The organism is Nocardia sp. NPDC050793 (assembly GCF_040654065.1).
In the GTDB taxonomy this organism is placed as follows: domain Bacteria; phylum Actinomycetota; class Actinomycetes; order Mycobacteriales; family Mycobacteriaceae; genus Nocardia.
The window spans coordinates 858,539-874,481 of sequence record NZ_JBFAHG010000001.1; the positions used below are offsets into that span (position 1 = coordinate 858,539).

Annotated in this window: 14 protein-coding genes; 7 read left to right on the forward strand and 7 right to left on the reverse strand. The window is 66.8% G+C overall.

Features of this window, described 5'->3' with window-relative positions:
* Positions 1-563 precede the first annotated feature (563 nt).
* Positions 564-761, forward strand: a complete 198-nt coding sequence (locus AB0H50_RS03910) for a hypothetical protein (protein ID WP_357446269.1) — start codon at positions 564-566, stop codon at positions 759-761.
* Positions 762-1,021: 260 nt separating this feature from the next.
* A complete protein-coding gene (locus AB0H50_RS03915; protein ID WP_357446272.1) occupies positions 1,022-1,909 on the forward strand; it encodes an HNH endonuclease in 888 nt (295 codons plus the stop codon).
* Positions 1,910-1,946: 37 nt separating this feature from the next.
* Here the strand turns inward: AB0H50_RS03915 and AB0H50_RS03920 are convergent, their stop codons facing one another.
* The 4 genes from AB0H50_RS03920 to AB0H50_RS03935 all read right to left on the reverse strand — a co-directional run bounded on the left by AB0H50_RS03920 (position 1,947) and on the right by AB0H50_RS03935 (position 7,052).
* Positions 1,947-2,975 carry a Shedu immune nuclease family protein gene (locus AB0H50_RS03920; RefSeq protein ID WP_357446275.1) on the reverse strand — a complete coding sequence of 343 codons (1,029 nt, stop codon included), beginning with the start codon at positions 2,973-2,975 and terminating at the stop codon, positions 1,947-1,949.
* A 189-nt stretch (positions 2,976-3,164) separates the two neighbouring features.
* Positions 3,165-4,580 carry a VWA domain-containing protein gene (locus AB0H50_RS03925; protein WP_357446278.1) on the reverse strand — a complete coding sequence of 472 codons (1,416 nt, stop codon included), beginning with the start codon at positions 4,578-4,580 and terminating at the stop codon, positions 3,165-3,167.
* Positions 4,581-4,740: 160 nt separating this feature from the next.
* Positions 4,741-5,622 carry a MoxR family ATPase gene (locus tag AB0H50_RS03930; protein ID WP_357446281.1) on the reverse strand — a complete coding sequence of 294 codons (882 nt, stop codon included), beginning with the start codon at positions 5,620-5,622 and terminating at the stop codon, positions 4,741-4,743.
* A gap of 68 nt (positions 5,623-5,690) precedes the next feature.
* Positions 5,691-7,052: a DUF2252 domain-containing protein gene (locus AB0H50_RS03935; RefSeq protein ID WP_357446284.1), complete on the reverse strand. Its 1,362-nt coding sequence runs from the start codon at positions 7,050-7,052 to the stop codon at positions 5,691-5,693.
* Between the two features lie 457 nt (positions 7,053-7,509).
* On the opposite strand from AB0H50_RS03935, the gene AB0H50_RS03940 reads away from it, so the two are divergent.
* On the forward strand, positions 7,510-7,815 hold the full coding sequence (locus AB0H50_RS03940) for a hypothetical protein (RefSeq protein WP_357446287.1): 306 nt from the start codon (positions 7,510-7,512) through the stop codon (positions 7,813-7,815).
* A gap of 66 nt (positions 7,816-7,881) precedes the next feature.
* Here the strand turns inward: AB0H50_RS03940 and ilvC are convergent, their stop codons facing one another.
* The 3 genes from ilvC to AB0H50_RS03955 are packed head-to-tail and all read right to left on the reverse strand — an operon-like array spanning position 7,882 to position 11,369.
* On the reverse strand, positions 7,882-8,883 hold the full coding sequence (gene ilvC / locus AB0H50_RS03945) for a ketol-acid reductoisomerase (RefSeq protein WP_357447262.1): 1,002 nt from the start codon (positions 8,881-8,883) through the stop codon (positions 7,882-7,884).
* A gap of 51 nt (positions 8,884-8,934) precedes the next feature.
* Positions 8,935-9,438 (reverse strand): acetolactate synthase small subunit, encoded by a 504-nt coding sequence (gene ilvN, locus AB0H50_RS03950; protein ID WP_067832673.1) that lies wholly within the window; start codon positions 9,436-9,438, stop codon positions 8,935-8,937.
* Positions 9,435-11,369 carry an acetolactate synthase large subunit gene (locus AB0H50_RS03955; RefSeq protein WP_357446290.1) on the reverse strand — a complete coding sequence of 645 codons (1,935 nt, stop codon included), beginning with the start codon at positions 11,367-11,369 and terminating at the stop codon, positions 9,435-9,437. Before AB0H50_RS03955 ends, ilvN begins: the two co-directional genes overlap by 4 nt.
* Positions 11,370-11,716: 347 nt before the next feature.
* On the opposite strand from AB0H50_RS03955, the gene AB0H50_RS03960 reads away from it, so the two are divergent.
* The 4 genes from AB0H50_RS03960 (at position 11,717) to AB0H50_RS03975 (ending at position 15,891) form a co-directional block, all read left to right on the forward strand.
* Positions 11,717-12,265, forward strand: coding sequence for a PH domain-containing protein (locus tag AB0H50_RS03960; protein ID WP_357446293.1), 549 nt, complete (start codon positions 11,717-11,719; stop codon positions 12,263-12,265).
* A gap of 400 nt (positions 12,266-12,665) precedes the next feature.
* A complete protein-coding gene (gene ilvD / locus AB0H50_RS03965) occupies positions 12,666-14,507 on the forward strand; it encodes a dihydroxy-acid dehydratase (protein ID WP_357446296.1) in 1,842 nt (613 codons plus the stop codon).
* An 88-nt stretch (positions 14,508-14,595) separates the two neighbouring features.
* Positions 14,596-14,814 (forward strand): hypothetical protein, encoded by a 219-nt coding sequence (locus AB0H50_RS03970; protein WP_357446299.1) that lies wholly within the window; start codon positions 14,596-14,598, stop codon positions 14,812-14,814.
* 201 nt (positions 14,815-15,015) lie between these two features.
* Entirely contained in the window at positions 15,016-15,891 is an 876-nt protein-coding gene (locus tag AB0H50_RS03975; RefSeq protein WP_357446302.1) for a hypothetical protein, read from the forward strand.
* Positions 15,892-15,943: the final 52 nt, after the last annotated feature.

A 15,943-nucleotide genomic window follows, 5' to 3' on the forward strand; every position in this document is an offset into this window, starting at 1 on the left:
TGACGTTGACAGATCCGAGTCTGACCGAAGAATACCGATTGTGGGCTGGTATCCACCGGTCTGTGCATTCTTGTGCATAGGCATGGACCCGAGGCGCCGCCTGTTCGTAGCTTCGATTCCGCACGCGGCACCGGGTGAGTCCAGTCACTAGGTCATCGGTCGGCGGTTTCCCCGGTGCCGGGTGCTGTCAACGGGAATAGGAGGAAACCATGTCGTTGCCGAAGCGCCCACCGAAGACCAAACGCCCGTATCCGACGCCGGTTGCCCGGCCTGCGCTGATCCGGCGCGTAGCCCAAGCATTGACGCAGTGGGAACCGCCGAAGCGGTCGGCATGAGCGAACGAAGTGAGCGAATCATGTGCCAGCGCGCCGTGCGCATGCCTGAGCCGAGCTCCAGCGAGGCGCAGGCATGAGCGACGTAATCCGGCCGACGCTGGAAGCGCTCTCAGCGCGTGCCGCTGTCAGGTCGCTCACGATCCGGCGCTTGAACCGACCACCGTACGGGTGGGAGATGTCCAACTGCCACAGCGTCGTCTGCTCCGGGTCCCTCGACAGGCTTGCGGAGTGGCTGGACGCGGCAGAGCGTCAGCGGTGATCGTGTTCGGCTGGGTTGTCGCGATCGGGCTACCGCTGGCGGTGACGGTCGGAGTGATCGCGTGGCCGGAACGGATTCCGAAGGACCGCACCGCCTGCGGAATCCGCGAACGGATCGAACGCGAGGACACGGACGGGATGAAGCCTGACGCGTCACGGAAGTACTGATCGGCTCCAGGCAAGGTCAGGCTGTTGGTAATACGGAAACCTTGCTGCACAATACTTCTCGGCCATTCTCGATAGCTGAGATACTAGCTTCTGCGCTGGCCCTCAACGCGGGACCGGCCGGCATCTTGGTCGTCTGACAGCGGGGCGGCCACACGACGACGCTGGAGGTCCTCACTAGCCAATCTGGTGCACCCCACGTGAATGGCGCAGATTCGCTCACGAACCGTGACTGGCGAGGGTGAACATGGCACACTCCACACGTGGATCGTGGGGTCGAGTTGGAGTTGCGCGAGATGATCTTCGATCATCTCGCCAAGCAAGTGGAAGAGAAGGGGGCCTTGACCCGAGCCGAGTTGTCGGCTTTCCCGGTCGGGAACGAAACCCGTCGCCTGATCGACCAGAACCGTGGTATCTGGAACCCACGTGATTTGATGGCGACACTGTCCATCGTGTCCAATCCGAGCAGCCAGTACGCGGATGCCGAGATCGGCGACTCGATGTTCGCCTACTCGTACCGCGACGGTAGCACGGACGGCGACAACCGAAAATTGCGGCGAGCCTTCGAACTGCAGCTCCCGGTCATCCTGCTTCGATGGATCCGTCCCGGAACCTATGTCCCGGTGTTTCCGGTTTACGTCATCCGGGACGATCACGAGCGACGACGGTTCCTACTCGCGCTGGACAAGGACTTCGGAGAGATTCCAGATCCGGAGAAACTGACGCCCATCGAACGGCGCTACGCGCGTCGCCTCGCCAAACAACGGCTACATCAGCCGGAGTTCAGGGGAAGGGTCCTCGTGGCGTACGACAACCGGTGCGGGATCTGCGGCCTCGGATACCGGCAGCTGCTGGATGCGGCGCACATCGTTGCCGACAACGACGAGCATGGACTTCCCGAGGTAGCGAATGGCCTGTGTCTGTGCAAGATCCACCACGCCGCCTTCGACGCAAATATGCTCGGTATCTCGCCCGACTACGAAATAGTCGTCGGAGACGAGTTGATGAACGGACCGGACGATGGGCCAATGCTCCACCATGGGTTTCGCGAAATGCACCGTAGGCAGCTCATCACGCCAGTTCGCAGGATCGATCGACCTGCCAAGGACCGCCTAGCCCAACGGTTCGAGCTCTTCGAAGCAGCAAGCTGACAGGAGAATCGAGCATTCGGGTGGTGGTCGAGGACTCTCAGCTGGGGAGCGAGGACGATACGAGCCACTCAGCCCTGGCGTACAACTCGTCGAATGTGATCACTTCGGGCTCGACGAGCTGTCGACGGAACAGTTCGAACGAACGAATCTTTTCCTGGCGGTCTCCGCCGCCCTCTCCAACAAGACCTGAGAGCTGTCCGACGACCACATACGAACGCGGACGGAGCAGATAGGTGAACTCCCCTGGGAGATCGCTTCCATCAGTTGCTTTGTCCTGCAGTCGCTCTCCCATCGTCGAGACGGCGCGATGCACGGTTCCCTGCACCTGAGCGACCGCACCGGACAAATGCTCCGATGGGACCCAACAGCCCGGACGATAGGCGGTTGTTCGCAGCAAGGGTGCACGGTGCGTTTTGAACTCGGCGAAAACGAGGGACCGAATCCGGCCTGCGGTCCGTAGTAGGGCGTCGATCCGCTTGCCGACGCCGGCTATGGAGAATCCTGCTACGACCTGCTCTAGTCGGTTGTCATCCCACGAAGTCAAGAGTTGGCCACCTAGTGAGAGACCCAGGATCCACGGATTCTCTTCGAAGAAGCGTTGCCACACCCCCTCCTCGCCGACACGAGGTGATGCGGCGACTTGCGCATCGAAGTACTCATCGTCCTTCAGCAGGCGGCGAAATCTGTCGACCTGCTGCTTTCGATGCGCCATCGCCACGACGTCGCGCGCGCCCTCGTCGTTCTCGATGAGCTTGCGGAACAACGACGGGTCACGTCGGTACGCTGCAATTAGCCGGCCTTCTTCCCGGTCACCATCGATCGGCGGCTCAAGGTCGAATGCCCTACAGAGGATCGCACTCAACTCGGCCCCGATCTCGGGATTGATCTGCAGCGATTGGCTACTCTTGCGATGCGACGCTCGGTTATTCGAACCGAAGGTACTCAGATGCAGAAGCGATGATCCGTCGGGGTCCTGGATAACTTGCCACTCGCAGTCGACACGCTTATCCCACCTGTGCGGCCGTACCTTCTGCTGGTTCGGAAGCATCTTTACGATCCGCGCCATGAACCCGCAATCTCCTCGCCAGCGCATTCGGCCCATCGCACGCATGGATCACAGGACCGCTACTGGATCGATTGTTGTTAGCCGGCGAAAGGATGTCAACGTCGGCACTGCACCGCTAAGAGTGAATAAACTTCAGCACCAGCCACTTTGCGCTCTAGGCGTCGACAGGTGAGCAGTGCAGCACCGCCCTCACGCAGGCAGCAGGCGGCTGACTACCTCCGTCAGCTGACGCACGTTGCGGCATTCGTGCATGGTTACGTGCTCCGCGTAGGTCAACGCGGCCGAGTCTCCAGTGGCCCAAGACCGGGAGGGTTCGGGGTTGAGCCAGTGGGCGTGTTTGGCTCGGTCGGTCATGGAGTGGAGGGCGGGGAGGTTGGGGTCGGTGCGGTTGGTGCGGGCGTCGCCGAGGATGAGGAGGGAGGTGCGGGGGCCGAGGGTGTCGAGGTGAGTGTCGGCGAAGGTGCGGAGGGCTTCGCCGTAGTTGCTGCTGCCGAAGCGGGAGACGTTGGCCTCGCGGATGATTCGGGTGGAGAGGCCGGGCTGGGGCGGTTCGCCAGGGGTGAAGAAGCCGGTGATCTCGTCGCAGGTGTCGATGAAGCCGAAGCTGCGGACTTTGCTGAATTGGTCTTGCAGCGCTTGGACGAGTTGGAGGGTGAATTCGGCGAAGCCGGTGACGGAACCGGAGAGGTCGGCGAGGACGACGAGGTCGGGGCGGCCGTGTTTGCGTGCGCGTAGCACCGGGTCGACGGGGACGCCGCCGGTGGCCATGGAGCGGCGCAGGGTGCGGCGCATGTCGATCTGGCCGCGGACGGCCTTGCGGCGGCGGGCGGCGAGGCGGGTGGCGAGTTTGCGGGCCAACGGGTTGACGAGGCGGCGCATTTCGGCGAGGTCTTGTTCGCGGGCGCCGAGGAAGTCGATTCGGTCGGTGGCGGTTTCGACGCCGCGGCGGGCGATGTAGTCGGTGCCGCGCAGGTCGGCCGAGCGGAGGCGGGCTTGGGTTTGGACGGCATTGCGGAAGGAGCGCAGCCTGCGTTGGGCCTCGATGGTTTGGACGGCGGAGTCGAGTTCGCCCGCGCCACTCATGCCCGCGACGACCCGATCCAGAAGTTCTTCCGGGCGAAGGGCTTTCATGGTCTGGTACGAGGACCAGCCCGCACCGGACGCGGTGGTGACCGGTCGGGAGGATTGACCCGCACCGGCCGCGCCGCCGTAACCGCCTAGCTCGGTGAGGGTTTGGGCGGCGAGTTCGGCCAGGGCGGCCTGATCGTCGGCGGCCAACGCGGCGGTGAGACGCTCGCGCAGCTCCTCGACCGATTCGGGAACCGTTGCGGGAGTCAGCCGTTCGGCGGTCAGAAAGTAGAGGTCGAAGAGTTGGTCGAAGACGGCGCGCTGGCCGTTGCGGCGGAGCAGGCAGGCGGCCAGACCGGAACGCAGGCGTTCGCGGTTCTCGATGCCAAGTGTGACGATGGCCGCCGCGGCGTCGACGGTTTCGCTCGGACCCGCGTGGATGCCGTGTTCGCGTAGGAGACCGACGAAGTCGACGAGACGGTCGGTGAGCGTCTCGCTCGACCCGGCACGCACGTCACGTCGAGAGGACGCACTCACCCTGCCCGCCCTTTCCGCTGCCCACCCGAGCCGCGACCAGTCGCTAGCGCTGGGAAGGTCTCGCCGCGGCTCACCGCGACGAAACTCCTACCGGTGAGGACGATTCGACCAACGACCGGCTGCGCACGTTGTCGGACAACGGCTTTGCCGCCGCACCCGTTCATCGCCGGTCGCTCTCCGCGTCCGACAACGCAAGCCGCTCGACCGCGACGCGATGGTCCGACTGGTACTTCAGCAACACACCCAGCGTCGAGCGCACCACCCCGTTGGTCAGATTCCGCGCCCCCAGCGCAACGAGAGTCTTTGCCCAGTCGACGGTCTCGGCGATCGACGGCGATTTGCGCAGCGGCAGTTCGCGCAGCGCGCCGACCACCCGCACCACCGGCTCGCCGAGCGCTTCGTCCAGCTCGGGCACCTTCATCCGGACGATCGCGCGCTCGAGTTCCGCCGTCGGGTAGTCGATGTGCAGGTAGAGGCAGCGCCGCTTCAGCGCCTCGGACAGGTCGCGATTGGCGTTGGAGGTGACGATGACGAACGGCTTGCGCACCGCGGTGACGGTGCCGAGCTCGGGGATGCTGACCTGGAAGTCACCCAGCACCTCGAGCAGCAGGCCTTCGAGCTCGACGTCGGCCTTGTCGAGTTCGTCGATGAGCAGGACCGTGGGTTCGGGATTGCGGATGGCGGCGAGCAGCGGGCGGTCGAGCAGGAACTCCTCGGTGAAAACGTGATCGCGCGTCCGGTTCCAGTCCTCGCTGTCGGCGGCGGTGATGCGCAGCAGCTGCTTGGCGTGGTTCCACTCGTAGAGGGCGCGCGCCTCATCGATGCCCTCGTAGCACTGCAGGCGGATCAGATCGGCCTCGGTCGCCACGGCGACGGCCTTGGCCAGCTCGGTCTTGCCGACGCCGGCGGGACCCTCGATCAGCAACGGCTTGCCGAGGTGTCCGGCGAGGAACACGGCCGTGGCGATGTCCAGTGACGGCAGGTAGCCGGCCGCGGTCAGACGCCGGGTCACCGCATCGACCGAATCGAAGAACTTACTCATCGGTAGCCAGTGTAGAGGGCGCTTCTGCCCCGCTCGCGGGACCGCCGAGCTGCACACCACGCGACGGATTACGCCCCCGGTTCGGCGGCGGCGACGCGTCCGGTCTCGATCGCCGCGAGCAGCGCCCGGTGATCGTCGAGGGTCTGGTCCGCGTACGCGAGGGCGAACTCCGCCATCGCCCGATCGAAAGCGTCGCCGGTCCCGAGGTAGGCGGCGATGGCGACGCGATCGCCGGAGCGAGCGTGGGCGCGCGCCAGGCTGTACCCGCACAACGCGGCGTACTCGGTCAGCGCCACATCGGACATGTCCTCGATCACCGCGGAGCCCTTCATGTCTCGCAGCTGGCGCCAGTAGTAGTGGCGACCCTCCGGGCCGGTGGCCCAGCCGAGGAAGATGTCGCTGGCGGCCTGCATGAGCCGTTGGCCGTGGACCACCCGGTGGCCCTGGTGCCGGAATTGGCTCGGCGCGAGATGCCTGCTCAGCACCGAGAGTTCGGCCTCTTTGACCTGGAGGAACAGCGGACCGGCTGTGTCGCGGTCGAGGAGCAGGGCGATGAAGCACCTGGTGCCGACGCTGCCGACGCCGACGACCTTGCGTGCGGTGTCGACCAAACGGTGCCGGTCGAGCAAAACCCGGCGCTCCTCCGGCAGGCTGCGGCGATAAGCGGCGAACACCGCCGCGACCGCGTCCGTCTGCTCGTCTTCGAGTGGTGTCAACAGCGGCGGGCGGTGGCGGATTCGAAGGCCGTCGGCGCCGGGCTCGGTGAGTTTCGCCAGCGCCTGCAGGTTGGTGCGGGAGCGCGCCGCCTCCAGTGTCCGTTCGACGCCTTTGCGCCGCTTGGGGTTGCGGATCACGGCGGCGACGGCGTCGGCGTTGATCTGCTCGTACCAGACCGCCATGCCGTCGAGCACGGCGAGCCGGAGCATCGATTCCCGGTAGCCGCGTGCGGCGGCGAGCACGGCCCGCTCCGCGTCCGCGTCGGGACTGCCGTTGGCCCGCACGGCGACCGCGACGCTGGCGACCAAGCGCTTCACGTCCCATTCGAACGGACCTGGCAAGGTCTCGTCGAAATCGTTGAGGTCGAACACCAGCGAACGTTCCGGTGAGGCGAACAGGCCGAAGTTCGACAGGTGCGCGTCGCCGCACAGTTGCACCGTCAGCCCGGTGCTGGGCGATGCGGCGAGGTCGGCGGCCATGATGGCGGGCGCACCGCGCAGGAACGGGAACGGCGCGGCGGCCATGCGCGCGTGGCGGATCGGGACCAGCTCGGGGATTCGGGTGGCGGCCTGACGCTCCAGGATGGTAACGGGATCGATGCGGTCGGCCGGTGGATGCCAGTCGCCGAGCGCGGAACGCGAGACCCGTTTGCGCGCGGCACGTCCGATCTCGGCGGCGGACGAGGCGGGTGACACCGCGAGCGGAGTCGTCATTTTCCCAGTCTGGCGGGTCGCGACCGGCGTCGCAAGGTCCTGAAGAACCTCGCGGTGAGCCGGGGCCCGTTCGCGGGGAGGCCGGCACCGGAGACCAGTTGCTCGGGATTTGCGTCAGCTCCGAGACGCACAGGCGGACCATGCGGACGGATAAGATTGTGCCCCAACAGGTATGCGGTGAGATCCGGCGGAACCCCGGCACCGCGCTCGGGGAATCCCCCTACAGGGGTGATACTTCGGACTGAAAGTCTTCTCGAATGCCGATCGCCCAGTGACCTTTCGGCCCGAGTGGTGCAGAGTGTAGGCGTGCGGTCGCCCGCACGGCGGTATGACCAGGGGGTCGCATTCCGGCGACGACGACGGCACGTCCTGTCCCGACCCGTTCCGCCCAGCTCAGGCGGACGGATCCCCGCGAGGGGATGGCGAACGAGCGGTTCGCCGCAGAGTGAAAGGATTCATGTTGTCCACCACACGCAAGTCCGCGACCGGACGGATGCTGGCCCGCGTGGCCGTCGCAGGCGCGGTCGCCGCAATACCTTTGGCCGCCTTGGCCGTACCCGCAACGGCCGAGCCGGGCGCCCCCACCGTCACCGAGGTCCGCCACCACCACCCGAGGAATTGCCACGGGGACTGGGGCTGGGATCTCTGGGACAACGACTGGAACCGTTGGAACCAGTGGGATCGTTGCGACGGCTGGCCCGGCAACGGCTGGCACGGCAACGGCCACTGGGGCTGGCCGCGCGGCTCCTTCGGCAGCAGCTAGTACCAGCAGCCGATAACAGAACGGCCCGGCACCTCGCGGTGCCGGGCCGTCGTGTGCGACAAACGCTTACGCGGTCTCGGTGATCGGCCGGTCGACCCAGCTCATCAGGCCGCGCAGCTTGGCGCCGGTGACCTCGATCGGGTGCTCGGCGTTCTTCTTGCGCAGACCCTCGAGCTCCTTGTTGCCGCCCTCGACGTTGGCGACCAGGCGCTTGACGAAGCTGCCGTCCTGGATGTCCTCGAGGATCGCCTTCATCCGCTCCTTGGTGTCGGCGTCGATGACCCGCGGACCCGACAGGTAGCCACCGAACTCGGCGGTGTCGGACACCGAGTAGTTCATCCGCGCGATGCCGCCCTCGTACATCAGGTCGACGATCAGCTTCAGCTCGTGCAGCACCTCGAAGTAGGCCATCTCCGGCGCGTAACCGGCCTCGACCATGACCTCGAAGCCGGTCTTCACCAGTTCCTCGGTGCCACCGCACAGCACGGCCTGCTCACCGAACAGGTCGGTCTCGGTCTCTTCCTTGAAGGTGGTCTTGATGACGCCGGCGCGGGTGCCGCCGATGCCCTTGGCGTAGGACAGCGCCAGCGCCTGGCCATCGCCCTTCGGGTCCTGGTCGATGGCGATCAGGGCGGGAACACCCTTGCCGTCGACGAACTGGCGACGCACCAGGTGGCCGGGGCCCTTCGGCGCGACCATGCCGATGGTCACGTTCGCCGGGGGCTTGATCAGGCCGAAGTGGATGTTCAGGCCGTGGCCGAAGAACAGCGCGTCGCCGTCCTTCAGGTTCGGCTCGATGTCGTTGGTGAAGATGGACGCCTGCGCGGTGTCGGGCGCCAGCACCATGATCACGTCGGCCCACTCCGAAACCTCGGCCGGGGTGCCGACGGTCAGGCCCGCCTCCTCGGCCTTCGCGCGCGACTTCGAACCCTCAGCGAGACCGACGCGGACGTCCACGCCGGAGTCGCGCAGGCTCAGCGAGTGCGCGTGGCCCTGGCTGCCGTAGCCGATGACAGCGACCTTGCGGCCCTGGATGATCGACAGGTCGGCGTCGTCGTCGTAGAACATCTCGACTGCCACTTGGTTTCCCTTCTAGTGATTCTTGCTAGGTCTGTTTGTCTAGCGCGTCGCGGTGATCGACTTCGGTCCGCGGCCAACAGCGACCACACCCGACTGCACGATCTCGCGGATACCGTACGGCTCGAGCATGCGCAGCAGCGCGTCCAGCTTCGACCGCGTTCCGGTCGCCTCGACGGTCAGCGCGTCCGGCGAGACGTCGATCACCTTGGCGCGGAACAGCTGCACGGCCTCGATCACCTGGGTGCGGACGCTCGCGTCGGCGCGCACCTTCACCAGGATCAGCTCGCGCGCCACCGAGGCGTCGGCGTCCTGCTCGACGATCTTGATGACGTTCACCAGCTTGTTGAGCTGCTTGGTGACCTGCTCGAGCGGCAGGTCCTCGACCGTCACGACGATCGTCATGCGCGAGATCTCGGGGATCTCGGTGCCGCCGACCGCGAGCGACTCGATGTTGAACCCGCGGCGCGAGAACAGGCTCGCCACCCGCGCCAACACGCCCGGCTTGTCCTCCACGAGGACGCTCAGGGTGTGGGTGCTACTCATTCGTCAGTCCCCTTGTTCTTCTCGTGCACCATCGCCTCGTGGATGACAGCGGGCTCGGCGGCCTGCTCGTCCTCGTCGAACAGCGGCCGGATACCGCGCGCGGCCATGATCTCGTCGTTGCTGGTGCCCGCGGCGACCATCGGCCACACCTGAGCGTCCTTGCCGACGATGAAATCGATCACCACCGGGCGGTCGTTGATGGACTGCGCCTCGCGGATCGCGGCCTCGACGTCCTCTTCCTTCTCCACCCGGATGCCGTGGCAGCCGAGCGCCTCGGCGAGCTTGACGAAGTCGGGGATGCGCAGGGTGTGGGTGCCGAGGTCGGTGTTGGAGTAGCGCTCCTCGTAGAAGAGCGTCTGCCACTGCCGGACCATGCCCAGGTTGCCGTTGTTGATCAGCGCGACCTTGATCGGCACGCCCTCGACGGCGCAGGTGGCCAGCTCCTGATTGGTCATCTGGAAGCAGCCGTCACCGTCGACCGCCCACACTTCCTTGTCCGGCGCGCCCATCTTGGCGCCCATGGCGGCCGGGACGGCGTAGCCCATGGTGCCGAGACCACCGGAATTCAGCCAGGTGCGCGGCTTTTCGTACTTGATGAACTGAGCGGCCCACATCTGGTGCTGGCCGACGCCCGCGCAGTAGATCGCGTCCGGTCCGGCCAGGCGGCCGAGCGCGTCGATGACGAACTCCGGCGACAGCGAGCCGTCCTTCGGCGGGGTCCAGCCGAGCGGGTACTGATGGCGGATGCCGCCCAGGTAGGACCACCACTCGGTGAGATCGAGCAGCGGCGCCTCGCCCGCGGCCGGATCGGACTTCAGCGTCTCGATCAGCTCGGTGATGACTTCACGGCAGTCGCCGACGATCGGGACGTCGGCGTGCCGGTTCTTGCCGATCTCGGCCGGGTCGATGTCGGCGTGGATCACCTTGGCGCCGGGCGCGAACGAGTCCAGCTGACCGGTGACGCGGTCGTCGAAGCGGGCGCCGAGGGTGATCAGCAGGTCGGACTTCTGCAGCGCCGCGACCGCGCCGACGGTGCCGTGCATGCCTGGCATACCCATGTTCAGCTGGTGGCTGTCCGGGAACGCGCCGCGCGCCATCAGGGTGGTGACCACCGGGATGCCGGTCAGCTCGGCCAATTCCAGCAGCTCGGCCGAGGCGTCGGCCTTGATCACGCCGCCGCCCACGTACAGCACGGGGGCCTTGGCCTCGAGGATCATCCGCGCGGCCTCGCGCACCTGCTTACCGTGCGGCTTGGTGACCGGACGGTAGCCGGGCAGCCGCATCTCCGGCGGCCAGCTGAAGGTGGTCTGCGCCTGCAGCACGTCCTTCGGGATGTCGACCAGGACGGCGCCCGGCCTGCCGGAGGCGGCCAGGTAGAACGCCTCGGCGATCATCCTCGGGATGTCGGCGCCGTCGGTGATCAGGAAGTTGTGCTTGGTGATCGGCATGGTGATGCCGGAGATGTCGGCTTCCTGGAACGCGTCGGTGCCGATGAGGCTGCGGCCGACCTGGCCGGTGATCGCGACGATCGGCACCGAGTCCATCTGGGCGTCGGCGATCGGCGTCACCAGGTTGGTCGCGCCGGGGCCGGATGTGGCCATACACACACCGACCTTGCCGGTCGCCTGCGCGTAACCGGTGGCCGCGTGACCCGCGCCCTGTTCGTGGCGGACCAGCACGTGGCGGACCTTGGTGGAGTCGAAGAGCGGGTCGTACACCGGGAGAATCGCGCCGCCGGGAATGCCGAATACGGTGTCGACGCCGAGCTCCTCGAGCGAACGGACGACGGACTGCGCGCCGGTGACCCGCTCGGGCGGGACCTGGCGGCGGTTCGCCGCGGTCGTCGAGTTGCCAGCGGGCGATGCCTGCTGGGTAGCCGAAGGCGCTGACCTGCGGGCCGAGGGCCCGGGCCGTGCGGTTGGTGCGCTCACCGTCTTCGTTCCTAACTTGTCGTTCTTGACCCCGGACAACACTGCTGTGCTCGACACGACTGGCCTTCGCGACCCGCCGCGCCGGAAACTGCCCGAACACAAAAAAGCCCTCGACCAGCGTATAGCTGTTCGAGGGTGGCGCGTCGCAACGCGAGCTGACGTATTCGACCTAGGTAGTCAGGCTCAACGCTGGACGCGCCGGCCGAGTACGAGCAACTCGTTTCGATTCACGCGCACGACGTTAAGCGGGCGTGAAGCGATGAGTCAAACAGATGACCCAGTGCATCCCATTATGTGGGACTCCAGTGGTTGCTTGTGTCCGATTACCAGGATGCGAGGATGGTGGTGTGTCATCACCGCATCAGTCCGTGCCACCGGCTAAATCGTCCCATACCTCCGACGCGGGATCGGATACGGGTCGGCCGGAGGCCAAGGTCATCCGCATTCAGCCGCTCGCCTATCTCGGCGTGGTCGTGCTCGCGCTGTGCGTGTTCCTGTTCTTCGTCGGCTGGCCCGCGGGCCTGTGGTGGCTGCTGCTGCTCCCCGTGGTGGTGGCCGCGTGGGTGGCGCGCACCAGGACCGTCGTGTCCGACGCCGGGCTCGACCTTCGCACTCTGTTCGGCTCCCGGCACCTCGACTGGGAGCAGATCAAAGGCGTGAGCATTCCCAAGCGCGGGTTCGTGCGCGCGCACCTGACCGACGATTCGCAGGTGAAGCTGCCCGCGGTGAGCTACGACCAGCTGCGCGCGCTGATCACCGCGTCGAAGGGGCGGCTGCCCGATCTGTTCGGCGCGGCCGCGGAGGCCGAGGCGGAGCGACACGCCGAGGAGCGCGCGAGCGAGGACGCGACCGCGCAGGAGACTCCCGAGGCCGATCGCAAGTCCGACGACGACTAGACCGTTGGACCGTCGACTTCCGTAGCACTTCGTGCGCCCGGCCTGGTAGGTCGTCGGCGAGACGAGACCCGCTCGCGCGCTTGCTTCTTCCGCCGCGACGGAATATCGGCCGGACACGCGGCGCTAGTTTTGGCGTAGCCGCGCCGACGACGGACAACCGCCCGCGCGGCTGGACGGTTCGGGTACCGACACACACTCGATGACACCGTCTGCGCCGACGACCACCACCCGCGGCGACACGACGAACACGCGACGCGCGGCACATCGTCTACCGCGACCGGCGACATCTGCCCGGTACCACCGGGAGTACCGTGGAACAGCCGCCGAGCGAGTTCCGCGCACGCCGAGCGAACTCCGCGCAGTCGCACCACAGCCCCCGCGACCCCTTCGAGGAACACCCATGCCACCGCTTCGTTCACGCACCACCACCGCCGGACGCAACGCCGCAGGCGCACGCGCGCTGTGGCGGGCCACCGGCCTCACCGACTCCGACTTCGGCAAGCCGATCGTCGCCATCGCGAACTCCTACACCCAGTTCGTGCCTGGCCACGTGCATTTGAAGGACGTCGGCGAGATCGTGGCGGAGGCGGTCCGCGCCGCCGGCGGCGTGCCGCGCGAATTCCACACCATCGCCGTGGACGACGGCATCGCGATGGGCCACGGCGGCATGCTCTACTCGCTGCCCTCCCGCGAGATCATCGCCGACTCGGTGGAATACATGGCCAACGCGCACACCGCCGACGCGCTGGTGTGCATCTCCAACTGCGACAAGATCACTCCGGGCATGCTCAACGCCGCCATGCGGCTCAACATCCCGGCCGTGTTCGTCTCCGGCGGTCCGATGGAGGCCGGTAAGGCCGTTGTGGTCGGCGGCGTCGCCCAGGCGCCGACGGACCTGATCACCGCGATCTCGGCCAGCGCCAACAGCAATGTCACCGAGGAGGGTCTGGACGAGGTCGAGCGCAGCGCCTGTCCGACCTGCGGCTCCTGCTCGGGCATGTTCACCGCCAATTCGATGAACTGCCTCACCGAGGCGCTGGGGCTCGCGTTGCCTGGCAACGGTTCCACGCTCGCCACGCACGCCGCCCGACGCGCGCTGTTCGAGAACGCGGGCCGGGTGATCGTCGACATCGCCAACCGCTGGTACCGCGAGGACGACGCCTCGGTGCTGCCGCGAAACGTGGCCAACGCGAAGGCGTTCCGCAACGCGATGGCGCTGGACGTGGCGATGGGCGGTTCCACCAACACGGTGCTGCACACCCTCGCCGCCGCGCAGGAGGGCGAGATCGACTTCGATCTGAGCACTATCGACGAGATCAGCCGCAAGGTGCCCTGCCTGTCGAAGGTCTCGCCGAACTCCGACTATCACATGGAGGACGTGCACCGGGCGGGCGGCATCCCCGCGCTGCTCGGCGAACTGCACCGCGCCGGGCTGCTCGACTCCGACGTGACCACCGTGCACACCGCGAGCTTCGACGAGTGGCTCGACACCTGGGACATCCGCTCCGGCAAAGCATCCGACGAAGCCGTCGAGCTGTTCCACGCCGCGCCCGGCGGTGTCCGCACCACCGAGCCGTTCTCCACGGACAACCGGTGGTCCTCGCTGGACACCGACGCCGCGAACGGCTGCATCCGCGACAAGGAGCACGCTTACACCGTCGAGGGCGGTCTTGTCGTGCTGCGCGGCAACATCGCGCCGGACGGCGCGATCCTCAAGACCGCGGGCATCGACGAGGACCTGTTCTCCTTCCAGGGCCCGGCCGTCGTCGTGGAATCGCAGGAGGAGGCCGTGTCGGTCATCCTCGCCAAGCAGATCAAGCCGGGCGACGTGATCGTCGTGCGCTACGAGGGCCCCTCCGGCGGCCCCGGCATGCAGGAAATGCTGCACCCCACCGCCTTCCTGAAGGGCTCCGGTCTCGGTAAGCAGTGCGCGCTGATCACCGATGGCCGCTTCTCCGGCGGCACCTCGGGTCTGTCGATCGGTCACATCTCCCCCGAGGCGGCCAGCGGCGGCGTGATCGGACTCGTCGAGAACGGCGACCAGATCCGCATCGACGTCGCCACCCGCACCCTCGAGGTGCTGGTCGACGACGCTGTCCTGGCCGAGCGCCGCGCCAAGATGGAAGCGTCCGAGCGCCCCTGGCAGCCCGTCGACCGCGAGCGCCCCGTCACCACCGCCCTGCGCGCCTACGCCGCCCTGGCCACCTCGGCCGACAAGGGCGCGGTCCGGCGCGTGCCCTGATCACCCGAAAAGCGCAGGCCCCCGGTTCGAGGCCGGGGGCCTGCGCGGGCTCGGAGCCAACCCGGCCGCAACAACCTGGAGGAAGCTGATGTCGCTGGACCTGTCGTTCTTCCGCTCCGAAAGCTCCCAACGCCTGCGCGCTGAAGGAGTGTGCGGAAGCATCCTGCGGGTGCTCGACCGCCGCGGCGTCGCGGGTCCAGCCGAGGCCCACGCCCGAATCACAGCAGGCACCGATCTCGACACACTGCATACCTGGCTGAATCGGTCGCTGGTCGTCACCGACGTGCGCGACCTGTTTCACGACTGATTTCAGGGGACTTTCGTTCGGCTGCAGACCTTCTCGTGCCGGTGTCGGTCGAGCGGGCCGGTGCCGGTGACGGGTCGCCGTCCACGGCACAGGCTGTGCCCATTGTCGACACGCCAGCGACTCACATCGACACGCGGAGGTCGAGCACGACTCGCCGGATCACCGAACACACTTTCGATCAGATGCCCTACTGTGGCCGCCATGGTCGGTTCCCCGCACGAAGCGATGCACCGGATATTCCAGCACGACCCAGGCGTTTTCACGCGTGCCGTCCGCGCCCTCGGACTACCGTTCCTCGATCCGCTCGAGGTCGCGCTGCTACCCACCGATCTGACCGAAACACGTCCGGTGGAACGCCGCGTCGACACTCTGCTGCGGATAACCACTGACGACGGGGCGTTCCTGTTGCTGGTCGAGGCGCAGGGAAAGATCGACCACGCCAAGCCTGGGGCATGGGCCTACTACTTGTCGCACCTGCACGCCAAATACCGGCTTCCGCCGGTTCTGCTGATCGTCTGCCAGGATCAGCAGACGGCCAATTGGGCACGGAGGCCACCCGCGATCGGCGCACCCTTCCGCCGCAGTCTCATCCTCGCCCCCATCGTCCTCGGTCCGCACAACGTCCCCGCCGTGACCGACCCGGCCGCCGCGGCGGCCGACATCCCGCTGGCCGCGTTGTCCGCGGTCACCCACGCCAACGAGCCCGATATCAATGCCATACTGAAAGCGCTGGCTGCCGCTCTGCACGGGTTCGACGAGGATCAATCCATCTTCGCCGAACTCACCGAAATGGGGCTCGGAAACAGCCCGGCCGCAACAACCTGGAGGAAGCTGATGTCGCTGGACCTGTCGTTCTTCCGCTCCGAAAGCTCCCAACGCCTGCGCGCTGAAGGCCACGCTGAAGGCCACGTCGAAGGAGTGTGCGGAAGCATCCTGCGGGTGCTCGACCGCCGCGGCGTCGCGGTTCCGCAGGAGGCGCACGATCGAATCACGGCGTGCACTGATCAGGAGACGCTGCACATGTGGCTGGATCGATCGCTGGTCATCACCGACGTGCGAGACCTGTTCCATGACTGAATCCCAGGGAACGCGAGCCGACGCGGCTCCTGGTTCGCCGCGCTGACCGTTC